This is a genomic window from Gottfriedia sp. NPDC058432 (genome assembly GCF_042721555.1).
Taxonomy (GTDB): domain Bacteria; phylum Bacillota; class Bacilli; order Bacillales; family Bacillaceae_G; genus Gottfriedia.
This window is the reverse complement of record NZ_JBHXLC010000004.1, coordinates 104,544-125,910: the sequence shown is the minus strand read 5'-3', so window position 1 is coordinate 125,910 and position 21,367 is coordinate 104,544. Positions and strand designations below refer to the sequence as shown.

General features: G+C 32.7%; 20 protein-coding genes. 11 read left to right on the top strand and 9 right to left on the bottom strand.

Going from position 1 to position 21,367, the window contains the following annotated elements:
- Positions 1-4 precede the first annotated feature (4 nt).
- A complete protein-coding gene (locus ACFWM3_RS06335; protein WP_390310760.1) occupies positions 5-727 on the bottom strand; it encodes a phospholipase A2 family protein in 723 nt (240 codons plus the stop codon).
- A 430-nt stretch (positions 728-1,157) separates the two neighbouring features.
- Between ACFWM3_RS06335 and ACFWM3_RS06330 the strand changes: the two genes are divergently transcribed.
- The 5 genes from ACFWM3_RS06330 to pepT all read left to right on the top strand — a co-directional run bounded on the left by ACFWM3_RS06330 (position 1,158) and on the right by pepT (position 5,849).
- On the top strand, positions 1,158-1,676 hold the full coding sequence (locus ACFWM3_RS06330) for a sigma-70 family RNA polymerase sigma factor (RefSeq protein WP_390310759.1): 519 nt from the start codon (positions 1,158-1,160) through the stop codon (positions 1,674-1,676).
- Between the two features lie 88 nt (positions 1,677-1,764).
- Positions 1,765-1,980: a hypothetical protein gene (locus tag ACFWM3_RS06325; protein WP_390310757.1), complete on the top strand. Its 216-nt coding sequence runs from the start codon at positions 1,765-1,767 to the stop codon at positions 1,978-1,980.
- Between the two features lie 171 nt (positions 1,981-2,151).
- Positions 2,152-3,723, top strand: a complete 1,572-nt coding sequence (locus tag ACFWM3_RS06320; protein WP_082459417.1) for a L,D-transpeptidase — start codon at positions 2,152-2,154, stop codon at positions 3,721-3,723.
- Between the two features lie 131 nt (positions 3,724-3,854).
- A complete protein-coding gene (locus ACFWM3_RS06315) occupies positions 3,855-4,490 on the top strand; it encodes a lysoplasmalogenase (protein WP_082459416.1) in 636 nt (211 codons plus the stop codon).
- Between the two features lie 117 nt (positions 4,491-4,607).
- Positions 4,608-5,849 (top strand): peptidase T, encoded by a 1,242-nt coding sequence (gene pepT / locus ACFWM3_RS06310; RefSeq protein WP_390310754.1) that lies wholly within the window; start codon positions 4,608-4,610, stop codon positions 5,847-5,849.
- Positions 5,850-5,884: 35 nt separating this feature from the next.
- Here the strand turns inward: pepT and ACFWM3_RS06305 are convergent, their stop codons facing one another.
- From ACFWM3_RS06305 to ACFWM3_RS06285, 5 genes are all read right to left on the bottom strand, one after another.
- Positions 5,885-7,081 carry a class I SAM-dependent rRNA methyltransferase gene (locus ACFWM3_RS06305; RefSeq protein WP_390310839.1) on the bottom strand — a complete coding sequence of 399 codons (1,197 nt, stop codon included), beginning with the start codon at positions 7,079-7,081 and terminating at the stop codon, positions 5,885-5,887.
- Positions 7,082-7,619: 538 nt separating this feature from the next.
- Positions 7,620-8,345, bottom strand: a complete 726-nt coding sequence (gene treR, locus ACFWM3_RS06300; protein WP_056469120.1) for a trehalose operon repressor — start codon at positions 8,343-8,345, stop codon at positions 7,620-7,622.
- Positions 8,346-8,368: 23 nt separating this feature from the next.
- A complete protein-coding gene (gene treC / locus ACFWM3_RS06295) occupies positions 8,369-10,045 on the bottom strand; it encodes an alpha,alpha-phosphotrehalase (RefSeq protein WP_390310752.1) in 1,677 nt (558 codons plus the stop codon).
- Positions 10,046-10,114: 69 nt separating this feature from the next.
- Positions 10,115-11,533 carry a PTS system trehalose-specific EIIBC component gene (treP, locus tag ACFWM3_RS06290; RefSeq protein ID WP_390310751.1) on the bottom strand — a complete coding sequence of 473 codons (1,419 nt, stop codon included), beginning with the start codon at positions 11,531-11,533 and terminating at the stop codon, positions 10,115-10,117.
- Positions 11,534-11,776: 243 nt separating this feature from the next.
- Entirely contained in the window at positions 11,777-12,991 is a 1,215-nt protein-coding gene (locus ACFWM3_RS06285; RefSeq protein ID WP_390310749.1) for an ROK family protein, read from the bottom strand.
- A gap of 242 nt (positions 12,992-13,233) precedes the next feature.
- Between ACFWM3_RS06285 and ACFWM3_RS06280 the strand changes: the two genes are divergently transcribed.
- Both ACFWM3_RS06280 and ACFWM3_RS06275 read left to right on the top strand, forming a co-directional pair.
- Positions 13,234-14,052: a purine-nucleoside phosphorylase gene (locus ACFWM3_RS06280; protein WP_390310747.1), complete on the top strand. Its 819-nt coding sequence runs from the start codon at positions 13,234-13,236 to the stop codon at positions 14,050-14,052.
- A gap of 282 nt (positions 14,053-14,334) precedes the next feature.
- The gene (locus tag ACFWM3_RS06275; RefSeq protein WP_056469105.1) at positions 14,335-15,243 is read left to right on the top strand and encodes an EamA family transporter; all 909 of its coding nucleotides are present in this window, start codon (positions 14,335-14,337) and stop codon (positions 15,241-15,243) included.
- 56 nt (positions 15,244-15,299) lie between these two features.
- Here the strand turns inward: ACFWM3_RS06275 and ACFWM3_RS06270 are convergent, their stop codons facing one another.
- The 3 genes from ACFWM3_RS06270 to ACFWM3_RS06260 all read right to left on the bottom strand — a co-directional run bounded on the left by ACFWM3_RS06270 (position 15,300) and on the right by ACFWM3_RS06260 (position 18,461).
- Positions 15,300-15,902, bottom strand: a complete 603-nt coding sequence (locus tag ACFWM3_RS06270; protein WP_056469102.1) for a hypothetical protein — start codon at positions 15,900-15,902, stop codon at positions 15,300-15,302.
- 9 nt (positions 15,903-15,911) lie between these two features.
- Complete coding sequence (locus tag ACFWM3_RS06265) at positions 15,912-17,120, bottom strand: Alp7A family actin-like protein (RefSeq protein ID WP_390310745.1); 1,209 nt, start codon at positions 17,118-17,120, stop codon at positions 15,912-15,914.
- Between the two features lie 1,110 nt (positions 17,121-18,230).
- Entirely contained in the window at positions 18,231-18,461 is a 231-nt protein-coding gene (locus ACFWM3_RS06260) for a hypothetical protein (protein ID WP_390310743.1), read from the bottom strand.
- Between the two features lie 483 nt (positions 18,462-18,944).
- Between ACFWM3_RS06260 and queC the strand changes: the two genes are divergently transcribed.
- The 4 genes from queC to queF are packed head-to-tail and all read left to right on the top strand — an operon-like array spanning position 18,945 to position 21,291.
- A complete protein-coding gene (queC, locus tag ACFWM3_RS06255; RefSeq protein ID WP_331224284.1) occupies positions 18,945-19,610 on the top strand; it encodes a 7-cyano-7-deazaguanine synthase QueC in 666 nt (221 codons plus the stop codon).
- The gene (gene queD, locus ACFWM3_RS06250; RefSeq protein ID WP_056469092.1) at positions 19,603-20,079 is read left to right on the top strand and encodes a 6-carboxytetrahydropterin synthase QueD; all 477 of its coding nucleotides are present in this window, start codon (positions 19,603-19,605) and stop codon (positions 20,077-20,079) included. Before queC ends, queD begins: the two co-directional genes overlap by 8 nt.
- A complete protein-coding gene (gene queE, locus ACFWM3_RS06245) occupies positions 20,072-20,788 on the top strand; it encodes a 7-carboxy-7-deazaguanine synthase QueE (protein WP_056469088.1) in 717 nt (238 codons plus the stop codon). The genes queD and queE overlap by 8 nt, the downstream gene beginning before the upstream one ends.
- 5 nt (positions 20,789-20,793) lie before the next feature.
- On the top strand, positions 20,794-21,291 hold the full coding sequence (gene queF, locus ACFWM3_RS06240) for a preQ(1) synthase (protein WP_390310741.1): 498 nt from the start codon (positions 20,794-20,796) through the stop codon (positions 21,289-21,291).
- Positions 21,292-21,367: the final 76 nt, after the last annotated feature.

Below are 21,367 nucleotides of genomic sequence, written 5' to 3'. Positions count from 1 at the left end.
CTATTTAACACGCTCCTGGTCCGAAATACAATCTAATTGCCATTGATACTATTGTTGATTCATTTCTTATACAATTAATTAACATGGTGTCACATTTGCATTTTTTTACACCACTTCTATAGCAGTCATCATGTAGTTTACAGCAAGAATCTGTGTAATTAATTGCTTTTCCCCCACCATAATCTCCTGTTTTCCCACAGTTTCCACCACAGTGCTGATATCCCCCTGGTAGACACCCATTTTTATTAAACCAATACTTTGCCGTTAAAACATTTGACTGATTTAAATTGAAATTAGGATTATCTGGTAAATCTTCCTCTACAATTTTAATTTCTTTATAAGGGTAATTATCATCAATAGTTTCTATATTAATTTTCGAATCTAATATACAGAGACTTAATAAAGACTTTCCATTATTATTCGGAACCAATATATGTGCATGTAATGCATCCTTTTCATTTAGTTCGTTGCTAAATGACTCACGATAAACTATTTGTATAGTTTTAAGATTATTCATAAATAAAATTTGCTTCCCTGTAATTAAAAGACTTTCTTCAGGTTGAAAATTAAATTCGTATGCATGCTTAATCTCTAACTCCCCTTTTTTAAATGGGATATATTGGGCAATAGCATCCTCTAATCTCCGAAAACTCGCCTCACAAAAAACTCTCTTTCTCAACTCTTCTAATTCTTTACCTTTAATAAAACTACCATTTAAATTATACATATCCTCAACTCCTTTTTTTTAATAAAGGACGGCCGTTTTTACCTTTATGCTATTAAAAAAGTAACTTATAAATTAATTTTCAAAATTGTTACAAAACTTTTTTTCCATTTTTGTATTTTAGATGAAATCTAGATAATTTTTTGTTTATAAAAAAATAAAACCTTTTTTAATGATAAGAAACGATAATAATTTTTAATCTATATGTTAGGAGTTAAAGAGGAGAACTATTAGGAAATATCATTCTACGCTTCTTAAGCAAAATTCGAAAAGAAACGAAGAAATACCAACAGAGGTAGTTCATTTTCCTACTTAATTTCTTGTTTAACAAAAAATGAGATTATCTCGAAATTAAACATTTTCATTCTTATTGATTAATGGTAATTTTTTTAATTTAAATTTGTTCTAATTTAATGGTAGGAGGTATCAAGCAATGAAAAATCATGCCTTAAACAAATTTTATATCCAACATAAAGAAAAAATAAATGATCCTGTTGTTAAGGCGTTCTTAAAAAAAAAAGAAAACAAGGAATTATTATTAAGGGCTATAAATAATCCAAGTTACGAAAATAAGGAAATGTTAGATAACGCATTTAAAAAACATTATAAAAATGTAAAAATTATTTCTTATATAAGTAAATTGATACACTTTTACTCAATCGATCTATATAAGAAGAATAATTTGTATTCCAAAAGATATCCCTTAATATATAATCACTCTTTTAAAAATGAAAATGACAAAAACCCCTATGAGTTCGAATCTACACTCAAAAGTTTAGAGGATTCGACTTTCAATACATTTCAAAACCTCCAAGATAGCATCAAAGATTATATAACTGATGAACAAATTTTCTACTCTTTAAAACTACTTTCAGAAAAACAATTAAAAATTTTAAATTACAAATTCATCTATAACTACTCTAATAAAGAAATTGCTCAAATAATAAAATAATCCGAGCAAACAGTTTCATATAACTGTAAAGCTGCTTTCAAAAAAATTAGTTTGAAAGTAAATTCAGATAAAAAAGGCGGAAGTACTTATGATTAAAAATTTTGAACATGATTATGAAGATATAAGTTTTGATGAAGTTTTAGAAATTTTTAATTTAAAAATAAAAAAAAGCCTCTATAATACAGCATTTCATGATAGAGAAGACGTTGAGCAAGAAATTAAATTAAAGCTTTATGAAAAGTTTGACGTCATAAAAGAAATTAAGGCCCCAGGCTTTTTTGAATTTTTATCAGACAAATCATAGTAAATAAAAAAAAATCAATCTTATATTAAGAAAAGTTATTTATAACATTTTTCTCTCTACTTTATTATTTTTTTGCTGAAAATTGACGTTTTATTTTATTAGAAAAACAAAGGAATTCACTCTATATATGGCAAATTTAGTAATTAAATTCCATATATAAGGAGAGAGAAAATGATAAATAAGATTGTATCTGTACTTTTGGGGGTATTTTTATTCCTTTTACCCACTGCTAATGCAACTTCTTTTTCTCAAGGTTTTAGTGATGGTGAGTTATCGAAATATATAGATAATCTAAATTTAAACACTACTGAAGCCACTTTTGGACAATCGATTGAAGTTGGTTTAACAACTAAAGAACATTTCGACAATGTATCTTTAACATTTAAAAATGGAACTAATTTGACAGAAGTTTTACTAAAAAATCCATCGTCATCAGATCTTTACTATTCTGGAAAAATAGGAGTTGCAGCTTCTTTTATAAAAGGTACTTATCAACTTAGTTCAATTACGCTAGGTGATCAAACTCTACCTGTTTCAGACCAGAATGTTAAATTTATAATTAAAGATTTACCAACCCCAAAAATCAATCCAATTACTAATAAATCTACTTCAGTATCAGGAGCATTTTTAGAAAAAAGCAGTGTCCAAATTCTCATCAACAATAAGCTGGTAAGCACTGTACAAACAGATGCAAAAGGCAATTTTCTATTCAATACTAAACCTCTAAAAGAATTTACTAAAATAAATGCAGTTGGTGTTTCAATTGGATTAAAAAGTAAAATTGCTACATCATATGTTTCAGATGTAATCGCACCTTCTATCACTTCAATACCTTCAATTTCAGATCAATCTCAAAGTATATCAGGTAAGTCGGAGCCGAATGCTGATGTTCTCATTTACTTAAACAAGAAAGTATTAGCAAAAGGTAAAGTTAACACGGCAGGTAAGTTTACTATTAAAATTGCGAAGCAAAAGGCAAACACAGTTCTTCAAGTTGTTGCAGTTGATAAGAGTAAAAATCAAAGTAAACCTGTTTCAATTCGTGTATTAGATCGTACTGCACCTGCAGCACCTACAATCCAAACAGTTAAAGAAAATGCTACTGTCATTAGTGGAAAAACAGAACCAAATGCTTCCGTTAAACTGTATTTAAACGGTAAATATACTGCTAAAACGGCTGCATTAAACAATGGTAGTTATACTTTTAAGGTCAGTAAATTAAAAGTATTTACGCCTATAAAAGTACAATCAATTGACGCTGCTGGAAATCAAAGTAAGCCTTCATTTACTGAGGCAAAGAGCTCCAAACCCCTTTCGAATGGACAGCTAATTATTATTAATACAAATACAAATAAACTTTCATATTATAACAAGGGAAAACTAGTTAAAACATTTAGTGTAGCAACAGGAAAAGCTTCGAGTCCTACACCTACTGGAAAGTTTAAAATCGTAAATAAAATTAAAAATAGACCTTGGTATAAAGAAAATATTCCTGGAGGAGCTCCAAATAATCCACTAGGTAAAAGATGGATGGGCTTAAGTGTCGGTAGCGCATACGGAATACACGGAAATGCTAATGAGAGCTCAATCGGAAAATCAGTTAGTCACGGTTGTATCCGAATGCATAACAGTGAGATCGAATGGTTATTCGATCAAATAAATGTTGGAGCAACAGTTATTATTGCAAAATCCTCTAATACAAATGGGCAAATTGCTCACGCATATGGTATTTCTATCGCATAAAAGCAAACCATTTATGGTTTGCTTTTTTTATAGTTTAATAGACTGCTATCTTTATTTCTAATAGCATTCTTTTCATTTTTCACTGATAATATTTAGTAAAAAGGAAATAGTTAGAAAGGGGTAATTTTATTTTGAAGAAGTATTTACCTATACTTATTTTATTTTTTGGTATTCTCTATATCTTTTTTATTCCTTCAGAACCTGTGAGCATAAAAATACTATTTAAGGTAATTCCAATGGTGTTGATTATTAGTTATGCCTTTTCACAAATTCCTTATCAATCAACTAAATATCGTGCTCTTATATTTTTAGGTCTTATTTTTTGTATGATTGGTGACGGAACGTTAATCTGGTTTGTTGTTGGTTTAAGTGCTTTTCTAATTGGGCATTTGTTTTACGCTGCTGGTTTTATATCAGGATGGAAATTTTCAATTTATCGCGTACTAGCGATCATTCCAATTGCAATTTATGCGTTTTTTCTATGCTCTAATTTAGTAAAATCGTTAAACGAAAGTGGACAGGAAAACTTAGTTATTCCGGTAATAGCCTATTCAGTAGCAATCTCTTTGATGGTATTTACAGCCATAATGACTGGAAACAAATGGGCTATTTTTGGGAGTTTATTATTTATCATTTCAGATTCTATCTTATCGTGGGACCTATTTGTAGAAAGTGTTAAATATGGTCATGAATTAATCATGATTACCTACTACTCGGCACAGTTTTTAATCGCTAAAAGCATTTTAAATAGGAACAGAGTTGCGTAATATTTTACTTTCAAATATAGAAAGAACTACAATATAAATATAGCCTCTTTTCGCTAAAAGTAAAAAATGAAAGCGTATTACCCAAGAAATATGAAATGTAAAAAAGGAGATTTTCATATGAAAAATGAGTTAATTAATCGTTTAATTAGTTATGCAAAGGTTGATACACAATCAAATGCAAGTAGTGAAACATGCCCTTCTACATCTGGCCAATTAACTTTGGGCCGCATGTTAGTGGAAGAGTTAAACAAAGTTGGATTAGTTGACGTAACAATGGATGACAATGGTTATGTAATGGCTACACTTCCGGCAAATTCCGACAAAGATATTCCAACAATTGGATTTTTAGCGCATTTAGACACAGCGACAGACTTTACAGGAAAAAATGTTAACCCTCAGCTAGTTGAAAACTATGATGGAAATGACATCGTTTTAAACGAGAGTTTAAATGTCGTATTATCTCCAAGTCATTCACCAGAGTTAACTAAATATATAGGTCATACATTAATGACAACTGATGGAACAACATTACTTGGTGCAGATAATAAGGCTGGAATCGCTGAAATTATGACTGCGATGGAGTATTTAGTTCAACATCCGGAAATCAAACACGGCAAAATAAGAGTCGCATTCACACCAGATGAAGAGATCGGTAGAGGCCCACATAAATTTGATGTAAAAGTATTTGATGCTAAATATGCTTACACAATGGACGGTGGTCCACTAGGAGAGCTTCAATACGAGAGCTTTAATGCTGCAGGAGCAATGATTACGGTAAAAGGTAAAAATGTGCACCCAGGTACTGCTAAAGGTAAAATGATAAATTCTATGAAAATTGCCATGGAAATAAATAATTTATTACCTGTTGAAGAAGCGCCAGAATCAACTGAAGGTTACGAAGGCTTTTATCATCTAGTATCAATTGAAGGTGATGTAGAGCTAACAAAAATGCACTACATAATTAGAGATCATGATAAAACAAAATTTGCTAATCGAAAAGAGACATTGTCGAATATTGTAAATCAATTAAAAGAAACACATGGTGAAAATACCATAATTTTAGAATTAAAAGATCAGTATTATAATATGGGTGAGAAAATCTTACCTGTTAAAGAGGTTGTTGATATTGCTCACGAGGCAATGACAAACCTAGAAATCACACCAATTGTAGAACCAATTCGTGGTGGTACAGATGGATCACAGCTTTCATATATGGGGCTACCTACTCCAAATATTTTTACAGGTGGAGAAAACTACCACGGTAAATTTGAATACATCTCAATCGACAATATGGCTAAAGCAACGAATGTTATGATTGAAGTAATCAAATTATATGAACAAAAAGCAACTTCAAAGTAAAAAAGTAGGACTGACAGATCTGTCAGTCCATTTTTTTACTTTATTTTACGAATAAATACGACTTTTAAATAGTTACCTTCTTTAAACTGTTTACTTGTTTTAAAATCATTAGGTAGGCTGAATTCTTCCATTAATTTATATTGCCCGCCTAATTCCTTAAACGCCGTGTCAATAAACCCTTTAAATTTATTCATTCCAAAAGTACTACAATTCGTTGAAGCAACAATTACACCATCATTTTCTGTAATCGTAATCGCTTCTTTCAACAGGTTCTTATAGTCCTTTTCGGCACTAAAGGTATGTTTTTTAGATCTTGCAAAGCTTGGTGGATCTAAAATAACCATATCAAATAAAAGGTTCTTTTTTACTGCATATTTAAAGTAATGAAATACATCCTCAACGACTATGCTTTCGGTAGAAGGATCAATCCCATTAATTTTAAATTGTTCTTTTGTTTTATCTAAGCTCCGATTAGCTAAGTCAACACTAGTAGTCTTACTAGCCCCTCCTACTGCTGCAAAGACAGAGAATGCGCCTGTATATGAGAAAGTATTTAAAACTGTTTTCTCGTAAGCATATTTATCTCGAATTAGCTTTCTAACTTCGCGTTGATCCAAAAATACGCCTACCATTGCTCCATCATTTAAATAGATAGCAAAATTAACTCCATTTTCCTTTACGATAATAGGAAATTGACATCTTTCCCCCATCACAAAGTCATCTTCTTCAATATACTGACCTTTTGTATCGAAGCGCTTCTTCTGATAAATCCCTTTGAATTCGACAATATTCTCTAATGCTTGAATAACCCAATCTTTGAATTGATAGATTCCTTCGCTATACCAACTAATTAAATAAAATCCGTCAAAAAAATCTATCGTTAATCCGCCAATCCCATCGCCTTCTCCATTAAATACTCTAAATGCTGTCGTATCAGAGCTATTATAAAATTGTTTGCGGTCTTCGATTGCTTGTTTAATTTTATCTTCAAAGAACTTAGGACTAATCTTTTCATGCTCTTTTAGGCTAAGAATCCAACCTAAACCCTTATTTTGCTTTCCATAGTAACCCTTTCCGATAAAACCATTACGCTCATCTACTAGATTAATTATCGTACCTTCACTTTTTAAATCTTTGCTATTCACGATCGATTCTTTTGAAATTAGTGGATACCCGGTTTTATAATCTCTTACAAATTTTTGTTTAATTTTTAGATTCATTTCTTTATCCATAAGCCCATCCATTCATCCTCTTTTTTACTCATTATTTCCATTATCAACTTTTATAGTGTGACCTATTAGTCAAAACTGTAGATTTTGATATTATATAATCTTTTTCTATGAAATAACCGCTGAAGCCATTTCGCGCACATCACGCTGTCAAGTCTTTAATTATAACATGACAATCAAACAAATGACTTATTCTCTATATTGCAATCTCTCTTTTTACACTAATCAACTCTTTTTCTTAGCAAGAATGTTCGAGTTTTATAATAGGAGACATAGAATAATCTCTTTCACTTAAAGGACCAGGGAATTACTCCCGCAAGCCATTTTATTTTTAATATCACAAATACCTTTTGATGTAATACCAAACAAATAGAGGACTTAAAAGAGAATAGCATAATTTCTTTTGGAAATAGCCTTTTATTCGTGCACGTAAGAACTTTTTGGCTATAAAAAACACCCCTTATATTCAATGTTGCCCGACAGAGGGTATTTCCAACATCTACTTTAAGGGGTGTAGTCTAAATTGAATAAGGTTTTAAATTCATTCATTAACCTGTTTTATTCTTCTAGCAAAATCAACAAATTTGAACTTATCAGGCCTATGTCTAGATTGACCGTATTGTAATAGAGAACCATCGTCTAAGTATACGAATGTATTTACAACTACTACCATATCATAGCCATCTAAATCTAAATATTTTTGGTCATCTTCTGTACAAGCTTGTACGACAATTTCTTTTTTCGCAAAGCCAATATTTAAGTGTAGAGTATTTTCTATATAGTCGAAAATTGACCCTTCGCAGATTGACCTTGAAAGTTTTTCGACATAAACACTATTGTAGTACTCTTTGTCTAAAATTATTTTTTTCCCGTCGATTTTTCTAGCTCTAACTACTTTCCAAATCGTGGTTTGGTCATCTATTTCTAGTTGTTCTCTTATAAATTTACTAGGCCACTTCTTTTCAAGAATTTCTACAATCGTTTCTGCTTCTCTACCGATTTGATTTGATAATTCTTTAAAACTAATTAAACCTGTTACTGGGAAATTTAATTTTGCAGTGTCTAAAATAAACGAACCTTTGCCTTTAACTTTATTTATATAACCGTTTTGTTCAAGCATTTGTAATGATTTTCTAATTGTATCTCTAGAAACATTAAATTGCTCCATTAATGACTTTTCAGAAGGTATTTTACTACCAACAGTAAAAGCCCCTTTTTCAATCTGTTCAATTAACTTATGATAGATCGAAATATACTTTGTGTTCATTTTCATCACCTAGAAAAATTTTATTATATTCTCACACTTTTCTCAAGAAGGTAACAAATTGACTCATATGGACGCAACGTAAACTCAGTTAAATCTTGACTAGAATCCTTATAATTTGAAATTAATATCTGCTTGTCATACTCCCCAATAGCAATATCTTCTGGTAACTTAAAAAGAGCACCCTCGCCATAAAAATTATTAACGACTAACAACATTCGATTATCAAGCTTACGAGTGTATGCAAAAATTTGTTCATGATTTAGTAATAAAGAATCATACGTACCTGTCGAAATTATATCGAATTCTTTTCTTAAATTAATTAGTTTTTTATAATGATGAAACACTGAATCTTCATCAACTAGAGACTTTTCGACATTTATTTGTTCGTAATCTTTTCCTGTTGAAATCCAAGGTGTACCAGTAGTGAATCCTGCATGTATTGAACCATTCCATTGCATAGGCGTACGAGAATTGTCCCTAGATTTGCTCTTTAAAATGGCTAATATTTCACTTTCTGGAACACCATTTTCTTTTAAGATTTTATAATAATTTAAGCTTTCTACATCTCGATAGTCTTCAATTGCGTCAAATTTAGGATTAGGCATTCCAATTTCTTCACCTTGGTAAATATATGGCGTTCCTCTTAATAAATGCATTGTAGTAGCAAGCATTTTGGCTGATTCTTTATGATATTTTTTATCGTCTCCAATACGTGAAACAATACGTGGCTGATCATGGTTACACCAAAATAGGGCGTTCCATCCATTTCCTGATTGCATACCTTTTTGCCACTGATCCAGAATTGACTTAAGTGACATAAAATCAAAATCCATTAATGACCATTTTTGTCCATCTTTATAGTCAATTTTTAAATGATGAAAGCTAAAAACCATCGATAACTCATTCTCAGACGGATTTGAGTATCGAATACAATGGTCGATTGAAGTTGAAGACATTTCACCGACAGTAATGATTTCTTCACTCTTACCAAACGTCTCATTATTTAACTTCTTTAAATACTCATGAATTCGAGGACCGTCTGTATAGTATTTTCTGCCATCACCTGTTTCGTCATCAACCATAACTTCTGGCTTAGAAATCAGATTAATGACATCCAAACGAAATCCTTTTACCCCTTTATCAATCCAGAAATTAATGATATCGAATAGTTCATTTTGTACCTCACAATTTTCCCAGTTTAAATCTGGTTGAGTTTTATCGAAGAGGTGTAAATAATATTCATTCGAATTCTCAATGTTTTCCCAAGTAGAACCACCAAATTTGGAAATCCAATTCGTTGGCTTTTTTCCGTCCTTTTCTTCCCTAAAAATATAGTAATTTTTATATTTTTCATCTCCGTCAAGAGCTTTCTTAAACCACTCGTGTTCTGATGAAGTATGATTAAAAACCATATCCAGCATTATTTCTATATCACAGCGTTTGGCTGCCTTCACTAATTCATCAAAATCTTCCATTGTTCCGTATGCTGAATCAATCTTTCGATAATCTGCGACATCATAACCATTATCATTTTGAGGAGATACATAAAATGGAGTAAGCCAAATGTAGTCAACACCTAATTCTTTTAAATAATCAAGCTTTTTTGTAACTCCTCTTAAGTCTCCAAAGCCATCTCCATTCGAATCATAAAAAGACTTAGGATAAATTTGGTATACGACACTGTTCTTAAAATCCTTCATTTTGATAATCTCCTTGATTTATAAATAAATTCGAAAGGAAGGAAAATAGATTTCCTTCCCCTTAAATAATTATGAGCTTTTCACTAGTAGTTTTTTCTTGTTAAAGATAATCGTTAAAATAAATGGGACAACGACTGCAACTAGCATAGCGATTGAAAACATCCCAATATGTTTAGGTTGAATAGATAAAATTGCTGGAAGGCCTCCAACACCAATTGAATTCGCCATTACACCTGAACCAACTGAAACAATAGCAGCTATACCAGATCCGATCATAGCAGCTAAGAATGGATAAGCATACTTTAAGTTAATACCAAACATTGCTGGCTCTGTTACGCCTAAGAAACAAGAGATTGCAGCAGGTATTGATACTTGCTTTTCTTCTTCATTCTTTCTATTCAAATAAATGATTGCTAAAACAGCTGAACCTTGCGCGATATTTGATAAAGCGATCATCGGCCACAGATTTGTTCCATTAAGCTGACTCATTAGTTGAAGATCGATTGCATTAGTCATATGATGCAATCCAGTTATAACTAGAGGTGCATAAAAGAAACCAAAAACTAAGGCAAATAGCCATCCAAATGAAGACGTTAATCCTGAATATACTAAATGCGAGACAGCTGAACCGATTTTCCAACCGATTGGACCTAATACTACATGTGCAATTAAAACTGTTGGTACTAGTGCAAAGAATGGTACTACAATCATTGAAATTGCACTTGGAACGATTTTTCGAATATTTGTCTCTAAAAACGCTAAAGTAAAACCTGCTAAAATAGCTGGAATAACTTGCGCTTGATAACCAATCATATCGATTTTAGCAAAACCAAAGTCCCAAACTGGTGGTACAGCCCCACCTGCTACTGCGTATGCATTTAGTAGCTGTGGTGAAACAAGTGTAATACCTAAAACAATCCCTAGAATTTGAGTCGTACCCATTTTCTTTGTAATTGACCATGTAATACCGACTGGTAAGAAATGAAATATGGCTTCACCAATCAACCATAAAAAGGAATGCGTACCTACCCAAAATTGAGAGGTTTCGACAAGTGTTTTTGTACCATGGTCTAGTAGTTTTATATCCCCAATTATGTTACGGAACCCTAAGATCAGCCCCCCTACAACAATGGCTGGAATTAATGGTGAGAAGATCTCTGCTAAGTGAGCAAGTAGTCTTTGAATCCATGTCATATTTTGCCTTGCAGCTATTTTAGCTTCTTCTTTTGAAGTTTCCTCTACCCCAGCTAATTTTGCAAAGTCATTATAAAAAGTAGATACTTCATTACCGATAATTACTTGAAATTGTCCAGCTTGCGTAAAAGTACCTTTAACTATTTTAATTTCTTGAATCATTTTTTCATCAGCTTTTTTAACATCTTTCAACACAAAACGCATTCGTGTTGCACAATGAGTTACGGTAGCGATGTTATCTTTACCGCCAATGTATTGAAGTAATTGTTTTGCTTCATCACTAAATCGGCTCATGATATCCCCTCCTTGAGCAATCTATTATTTATTTTATAATTTTAAATTCATCCTGTACGTACAAGATTAGTATATTCTTGTACGTACAGGATTGCAAGCGTTTTTTGTAAACGTTCTCACTTCTTACTAATTTCCATGGAAATTGCTAATCAATTTACTAATAATAGTCCATAAATATTGATAAAAAAACCGTTAATGCTCTATCTGTTCCCAGGTAGAGCATTAACGGTTTTTACCTTTTATTTACTTAGTTTCCTCTGTAAAGTGATCAAATACGATACAGCCTGCACCTTGTGCTACGATATTATAGGCTGTTGATGATTTAATGATTTGAACAGGACTGTTTGGATAATTTTTCAATCTTCCTTGTGCTGTTTCGCATGCTACATCAAAGAATAATGGCTTTGGAACTAGTGTACCTCCACAAATTACAATATCAGGGCGCACGATATAAATAAGATTAGTCAGTCCAATTCCAAAGTAATTAGCTGCCTCTTTTATGACTTCTAAACAAAGTGGGTCTTCCTTCTCTAAAGCTTCAAGAATTTGATGATAGCTAATATTTTCGACATCGTTTAATTCACCCATCAAAGAAGTCATCTCACCGCGCTTAACACGTTTGATAACCTCTTCTCGAATCGCAGGCAAACTACTGTATGCTTGTAGACACCCATATGAACCACATGAACAAAGTTTTCCATGAATATCAACGATCATATGTCCAAAAGCATCGTCCATCTCGTTCTTATTGCTTATTAATTTACCTCGTTGAATAATTCCACAGCGTATTCCCATATCACTCGAAACGAAAACAATATTCTCGTTTTCTTTACTGAAATTTAGTCTGTACTCTGCTAAGGCAGCTAAATTTGTACCGTTATTTAGTAACACCGGGCACCGATTAGCTTCTTCTAAGTGCTTAACAATATTTAAATCATCCCATCCATCTGCTAAAAATGATCCCGATTTAATCATTACACCTTTTTCTTGATCAATTGGGTCTAACACTCCGATACCAATACCTAATAATTGTTCTCTATTCATATTATTTTGATCTAATAATTCACTTACACTTTTGGTTACAAAATTTAAAGTATATTCTCCAGTACTCACATTGCTCATTTTTAATTTTTTTGAATCGACAATTGTTAGATTTAAATCAAGCAGTAGTACCGTTGTAAATAAATTCGTGATTTCGACACCGATTAAGTAGAATGCAGTTGGGTTAATCACATACATTGCTGGTCTCCTTCCACCGCTAGAAACCCCTAAACCACTGTCATATATAAGTCCTTCCTGTACTAATTCATCTAATAAACGTACACATGTAGTATGTTTATACCCTGTCATTTCAGTTAATGTACTAACTTTAATTGGTCCTAATTTTCGTATTAAGCTATATAAAAGCTTTAAACTTTTGATTTTAGGCGACTGATAGCCTATAAATTGCCTGATCATTGACTCCTCCAAAACTCTAATCTTATTTTATATCCATTTAACTTTTTATATTTTATGAATTAAGTATAGCTATTTATACGTTATATTCACAGTGTTTTTAGTAAAAAGGAATAATCTTTTTACCAAAATGATTTTTAGTCTGTTTACAAGTAAGGAATTATCCATTAGACTTATAGTGAAAGCATTATTATTTATTAGAAATCTTTTTAAATCCCTATCGCTCATTTTAGGAGGAAAAATAAATGCATAAAACTGAACATATTTTAGAAACAAGAGATTTTATATTAAGTAAAACAAACTACCGTCCAACGGTTGGATTAATATTAGGTTCTGGCTTAGGCACTCTTGCAGATGAAATCGAAAACTCTGTTGTAATCCCTTACAGTGAAATTCCTCACTTTGCAAAGTCTGAAGCAGTTGGACACGCAAATGAATTAGTAATCGGTGAATTAAAGGGCCAAGCTGTTGTAGCAATGAAAGGCCGTTTTCATTATTATGAAGGCTTTACTTTAGATGAAGTAACTTTTCCTGTGCGTGTAATGAAAGCACTTGGAGTAGAAAGATTAATCGTAACAAATGCTTGTGGAGCTGTTAACACTAGCTTTAATCCTGGCGATTTAATGTTAATTACGGATCATATTAATTTAGTAGGAACAAATCCTTTAATTGGACCAAATAACCCAGAACTAGGAACTCGCTTCCCTGATGTTTCTGAAGTATATAACAAAGAATTACGTAGCCTTGCATTAGATGTTGCTGCGAAACAAGACCTTAAATTACAACAAGGCGTATATGCTTGGTGGAGTGGCCCTTCATACGAAACACCTGCTGAAATCCGTATGATCCGCACACTTGGTGCTGATTCTGTAGGAATGTCAACGGTTCCTGAAGCAATCGTAGCTGTTCACGGAAGTATGAAAGTTTTAGGTATCTCTTGCCTAACAAACATGGCTTGTGGCATCCTAGACCAACCATTAAACCATGAAGAAGTAATTGAAGTAGCAAGCATGGTTAGAACAAAATTCGTTAACTTAGTTAAGGGCATTTTAGAAGAAATGTAATTCGAAATACGAAATACGAATTGCGGAAGGCGTTTGATCAGCCCCGACAAGCATAAGACAAAGAACGATAAAGGTTGGTTTTTACCTTTATTGAGCTTCAGCTTATGACCTCGAGGGGGCTAACGCCTGGAGCTAGACAATGCGGAAAGTGTTTGAGTGGCTCCCTGAGCGAGTATTACCGGAGAAATATCTCGCTCAACAGTAACAAAATATGAAATTAGATATAAGTAAAGAGGTTTTGGTTTTCCCTCTTTACTTCTTTTTATTAAATGGGGTGTTATTTTGAAAGGCATACTATATATCATTATCGGATCTGTTTGTTATGGCGTTTTGTCTACCTTTGTAAAATTGGCATATGGTGATGGTTTTATTGTAAATGATGTAGTCGGTATTCAAATGTTTGTTGGGGCTGTATTGTTATGGTCCATCGTACTTTTTAATAAAAGTAGATCTGCTAAGTCAACTAATCAACAATATTTAAAACCTGCAAAGAAGGATGTTTTATTACTTGTAGTATTAGGATCTACCACTGGCCTAACGGGAATGTTTTATTATTTGGCGTTACAATATATTACTGCATCATTAGCGATTGTACTGTTGTTCCAGTTCACTTGGATTGGCGTTTTATTAGAATCAGTAGTCAATCGAAAACTTCCAGAAAAAAGTAAGTTACTCTCATTGATTCCACTCGTTATTGGAACGATCTTTGCGACAAATGTTTTAACCGATGGAATTGGTTCATTGAATTGGTTAGGAGTTTTATTTGGAGCGTTGTCCGCGGTTTCGTACAGTACTTTTATCTTACTTAGCGGTAGAATCGCTTTAAAAGCCAATCCTATAACAAAAACGGCATTAATGATAACAGGTGGTTTTATAATTTGTGCTATCTTCCTTCCACCTACATTTTTCACAAACTGGAACTTATTTGCAGAACTTTTGATAAAGTATGGGTTGATCCTTGGCTTTTTAGGTCCATTTTTCTCTACTTTAATGTTTTCAAAGGGCGTTCCTTTAACAGGTTCTGGTCTTGCTTCTATTTTAGGTGCAGCAGAGTTACCGACAGCTACATTAATGTCAGCGATTGTATTAAAGGAAACAGTTGGAGCTCCGCAATATTTTGGTATCATTTTAATTTTAATCGGTATCGTTATACCTGAATTCCTTAAAAGAAAGTCACTTCAATCTGCATAAAATTATTTAAAAATGAACAAAGGGACCGTGTTTATTACGGTCCCTTTTATGATTCCTTATTTATTCATTTGTGCAAGAAAATCTCCCAGAAGACTACCCATATCTTCCTCTTCAACTTCTTCTTCAGCTGCAGAGACTTCACTTTTGCTTGCAACTTCCCAATTAAAGTTTTCTAAATCATCATCACGATCATTTTTGCTTCCGGTATTATCTAAATCTGTTACTCTCCGTTCTTTTGTACGGCTTTCTGTCTGAACGGGTTCCAATTCTGGTTCTAGTTCATTCTCTTCTTCTTGAAGATATAGAGCTTCTTCAATTGCTAGACTATTACTATTTAGCGATGTAATAAGAGAAGCCGTACGGACTGGATTGGCTAATAATTGGTACACAATACTACCTAATAGTGCCTCAGAATGTTCGTGTTTCAACCAATCTCTTTGGGCTTTACTTAGACTTTTCGGAAGTGGAATCGTTATTGTTTGCCTTTGCTTTGATAATGAGTCATTAACTCCGCTCATTACGTACTCAGCAATTTTACCTGAAAAGTTTCGCCTTTCGTTTTGCTTAAGCTGTTGCAAATGTTTTATTATCTGATCAGGCGTATCGGAAGGGATACGAAATGTAATAGGTTGTCCCCTCGTCAATTCTTTTTCCTTCATGGAATCACCTTATTTTGATTTAGACATTTTTTGTTCTTCTCTTTGATTTTGATTTTGATTTGCTTCTCTTCGGGATTCCCTTATTCTTTTTATATCAAAATCAGCAATTAGTTTATAATAAGCATTCGCCATCATCCAGATACTTTCCTTCTCATCTTCAAAGAAATCAATATTATATCCGTCTAGGTTGTTATTTAGTGTCTTAAGATAATCCTTTAAGATTAGGGATCCTCCACCGATGAAATAGCATATCTCCGTTTGAGAGTTTTTCTGCCAAATATTTCTTAAATGACGATATTGTTTTTTTGCTAATTCTAATAGAATTCGGTCTACAATATCATGAACGCTTGTCCTACTTCCCTTAACATAAATATGATTTCTATCGCTTTTTTTAGTTATTATCTCTACAACATCTCTACGACTATCGAGTTCAACTCCATGTCTAGAACGAATCTCTTCACGAATTGCTTCTAGGGATTCTGCTACTCCTAGATTAAAGCCTTGAGCTTTATCGTCATCTACCTTTCTATTTCTAATGACGGCAATATCAGTTGATAACCCTCCGATATCCTGAATAAGGATCTTTTTATCTATAAGGTCTTTATTAATTATGTTTAGATGACTATCCATAACTAGGTTAATAAAAGCGGCAAAACCTTCAGGGTAAACCTTAACGTCTTCAAATTTAATATTAACTTTTAATCCTTGATGTCTAGGTGTTACTAAAAATTCCACTTGGTGAACTGAACCTAGTAATCGAGATCGATAGCCAACGTCCTTACCTTCTTTTACTTCTCTAAGCGGTAGGCCTGTTCCTAATATGTAAGTTGCCTCAATTACATTATTTGAGTTCTTTACTATTTGTTTATTTTCTTCTCTAGCTGCATCTAATGCTAACGCTGCAAATAACATAATAAGTGTTTGATCTTCTTCGGACTTATTGCTTCCTGGATCTAATTCCGTTGCATTACTACTTTTTGTTGCTAAGTTTCCTACTCGGTAAACAGTATTATTCTCTTTTAAAGTAGGAGAGTGAACGCGAATATGTATTCCATCAACTGGATCTTGGTTGTCTAATTCTTCTATCCCAATGATTGGACGATCTTCTGTATCCCTTGCAATAATATTAGGAATATTAACCTCAGATTCCATCTTCCCAAAAATTCCTTTGAGTGAATCGTTTCCTACATCAATAGCAGCTATACGAGCATTTACCACTTAAATCATCCCTTTCGTTAATAGGTTTACATATTAATAGATAATTCTGATTTAAGATTATCTAACTTTAGTCATCCGGTCAATGTCCCGTACTGAACTATTATAAAAATGTAACTGAAATGTCATCTTGTATACAAAATTGTAAACACATAAACTTGTATACACTTTTGTGTACATGTGTACAAAAACGTATACAACTGTACACAAAAACGTGTACTTGTATACAAAAATGTATACATTTCTTTTTTTATTTAAAAATTATTCTTGGGACGGCTGTCTTCTACCTACGAAAAGCTTATGAATATTTTTATTTAAATAAGAATGTTTCAATATATTGGAGTCAATATCGCAAAGTACTAACACTAAGTGAGCTTCATTCATAATGTTGTGAATTTCGTTGATAAAATTATTTCGACCAACTTACTAAACTAATATTTACAAAATTAGTGTCATAATAACTACCAGTATCTTTTTTCAGAGGCTCAAAACATTAAATTGTTTACAATATTTGTATTGATGTGTAAGCCGATGATTATTAAGAGGTAATTCTTTAGAGTAATGATTACTTTAGATATTTTTTAAGATTAAATTTTTTTTACGGAGAACTTGAATGGAATGAATGGGTGTTGATTCCTGTGAAATACGTGGGAAGGCTCAGATCGCACCACACGGAAAGCGAGAATCCCGTAGTGGAAATCAACGAATATCTAACACAAATAACCAGAGCAAATTGATCAAATAAAAAATAATGAAGAATATTTGGATTAGACAATCTCATTATTTCAATAACATGTAAAGTTTACATAATTGTACACAAGTACACTTTATCGTGTACAATCGTTTACAAAAATGTATTCCTGTGTACAAATATGTGTACAATTGTTTACAAAACGTATTCCTGTGTACAAATATGTGTACAACTTACTTTAAATTAACTTTACTCTAAAAATTAAAATATAATCAGATGACTTCTACCTACCCGTTTGTGGATAAATTCCTTATTTCTTGATATCCACATGTGGATTACTTATTTTTATTTTGATTAACTAACACTTGAATAGGCTTTTACTTAAATAGTATCATTTTTGCACCAAGTTCATAGTGACAACCCTAAACTCTTACTTGAAGCTTCCAATATACTGCGATAGCTTCTGTTATTAGGTCCTCCCTTACATTTACAAATGCTTTTTCCCAAGATGCAACTTCTGTTCCTGATACAGTCATAATTTTACCAATCATTCGTTGAGTTATATTTATATCCCCTATAATAGAAGAAGATTCTACAATTTTTAATCCACTAAGCAGAGTATCACAATTTCGAGTAACTTCTTGGATTTTCAATTACTTCCCCTAGCCCTCCCCCACTTTGTAGAAAAAAAACAATAGTTACTATACAGCTTTAGGCGCAAAAAAACATTTGTGCCTACACAACTAGCTCCCTCCTTTTTGAAGCATGACAATCAATATATAGTCCATTTTCTTTCCTCTACTTTCGCTAAAAGAAATTGCTCTACCCCCGCGAAGTTTATTTAAAATTTTATAAATCACAGTGATTTTTAAGGTTAAATATGCAAATTTTTACTTTCTTACAAAAGTTTTTGTTCTTTTTTCATGAAACGATTATAATGGGAATTATGATTGTACTTCTCTAGTACAATTTAATAAATAGAAAATTTAATAAAAAATCCATAAGTTACTTATGGTAGAGGTCGCAAACTCCCCTCTACAAAAAAATAAGGCGAAAAACAATATTTGTCGTATTGTTTTTATTTTTGTTATTCGGGATGCCCTCTTCTTTTTAATCATGTAAAGGAGAGAAGAAATATGAAAAATGAAAAAGCAATCGTTGTATTTAGCGGTGGCCAAGACAGTACTACGTGTTTATTCTGGGCTATGCAACAATTTGGTGAAGTTGAAGCTGTTACGTTTAACTACAATCAGCGCCATAAACTAGAATTAGATGTAGCTGCAGATATTTGTAAGGAATTAAATATTCCTCACCATATCCTTGATATGTCCTTGTTAAATCAGCTTGCACCAAATGCTTTAACAAGATCAGATATTGATATAACTCACGAAGAAGGCGAACTTCCTTCTACATTCGTTGATGGACGTAACTTATTATTCCTATCTTTTGCAGCAGTACTTGCTAAACAAAAAGGCGCAAAGCACATTATTACTGGTGTTTGTGAAACTGACTTTAGCGGATACCCTGACTGCCGAGATATCTTTGTTAAATCATTAAATGTAACTCTTAATCTATCAATGGATTATCCATTTGTTATTCATACTCCACTTATGTGGATTGATAAAGCTGACACATGGAAATTAGCTGATGATTTAGGCGCATTTGAATACGTTAAAAATAAAACATTAACTTGCTATAACGGCATTATTTCTGATGGTTGTGGAGAATGTCCGGCATGTGAGCTTCGTCAGGCTGGTTTAGATCGTTATCTACAATCGAAGGGAGCCGCAAAGCATGTTTGATTTTCGCATCGTAGAAAGACTTCATAAAATTGATGAGCATATTAAAAAAGAAGACTTAAAATATCACCATAAACGAGTTCTTGTTAATAAAGAATTTACCTTTGATGCTGCACATCACTTACACTGCTATGAAGGTAAATGTAAGAATTTACATGGCCACACATATAAAGTTATTTTTGGAATTAGTGGTTTTGTTGATGAGATCGGCTTAGTGATCGATTTTGGTGATATTAAGCAGATTTGGAAAGAAAAAATTGAAATCTATTTAGATCATCGTTATTTAAATGAGATGCTACCTCTGATGAATACAACAGCAGAGAATATGGTTGTTTGGATTTTTGAGCAAATGGAAAATGCGCTTAAAGATGAAACAAATCCTGCACAAGATATTCGAGTTGAGTTTGTTCGTTTATTTGAAACGCCTACAAGCTATGCAGAAGCTCGTAGGGAGTGGATGATCAATGAGTAAAATTCCAGTACTTGAAATATTCGGACCTACTGTACAGGGTGAAGGAATGGCAATTGGTCAAAAAACGATGTTTATTCGTACGGCGGGTTGTGATTACTCTTGTAGTTGGTGCGATTCATCATTCACATGGGATGGTAGTGAAAAAGAAAATATAAAATGGATGGCCGCAGAAGAAGTTTGGGAAAATTTAATGAGTCTAGGCGGCGATACATTCTCTCATATAACGATTTCTGGTGGAAATCCTGCCTTACTTCCATCTTTAGGCCCTGTAGTTGAGTTTTTAAAGGAAAAGAATATGACTTTAGCTCTTGAAACTCAAGGTAGTAAGTGGCAACCATGGTTACCTTCTATTGATGAAGTTACTTTATCGCCTAAACCGCCTAGCAGTGGCATGAATACTGATTTTGATATGCTAGGAAGCATCATTCAAAATTTAGAAAATCACCCAAAGTTTTGCTTAAAAGTTGTTATTTTTGATGAAAAGGATTTAGCTTATGCAGAAACTGTTCATCAAAAATTCCCACATGTTCCGTTCTTTTTACAAGTCGGAAATAGTTGGCTAAATGCGGATGATGGTACTTTATTACAATACATGTTAAATCGTTACGAATGGCTTATAGATGAAGCAATGAAATCAAAAGTCTTTAAAAATGTAAAAGTTTTACCTCAATTACATGCATTTGTTTGGGGAAATAAGAGGGGAGTTTAACCAACATGGTAGGAAGATCAAAAGGTTCACTAGAAGAAGTATCATTACTTGGCAGCAACAACACAAAATATTTATTTGAATATGATCCAGGAATATTAGAAACATTTGATAATACTCACCCAAATCGTGATTATTTCGTAAAGTTTAATTTCCCTGAGTTTACTTCACTTTGTCCAAAAACTGGTCAACCTGATTTTGCGACAATTTATATTAGCTATATTCCTGAAAAGAAAATGGTTGAAAGTAAATCATTAAAACTATACTTCTTTAGCTTCCGTAATCATGGTGACTTCCATGAAGATTGCATGAATATCATTATGGATGATCTAATTGAATTAATGGATCCTCGATATATTGAAGTTTGGGGAAAATTCACTCCACGTGGTGGAATTTCAATTGACCCATACTGCAACTATGGTCGCCCAGGTACGAAATACGAAAAAATGGCTGAACATCGCATGATGAACCATGATTTATATCCTGAGAAAATTGATAATCGATAAAAAATCACTTTAAAGTGCACTGTATAAAATACAGTGTACTTTTTTTATTCAGGTAAATACTATATTCGTTTATGGC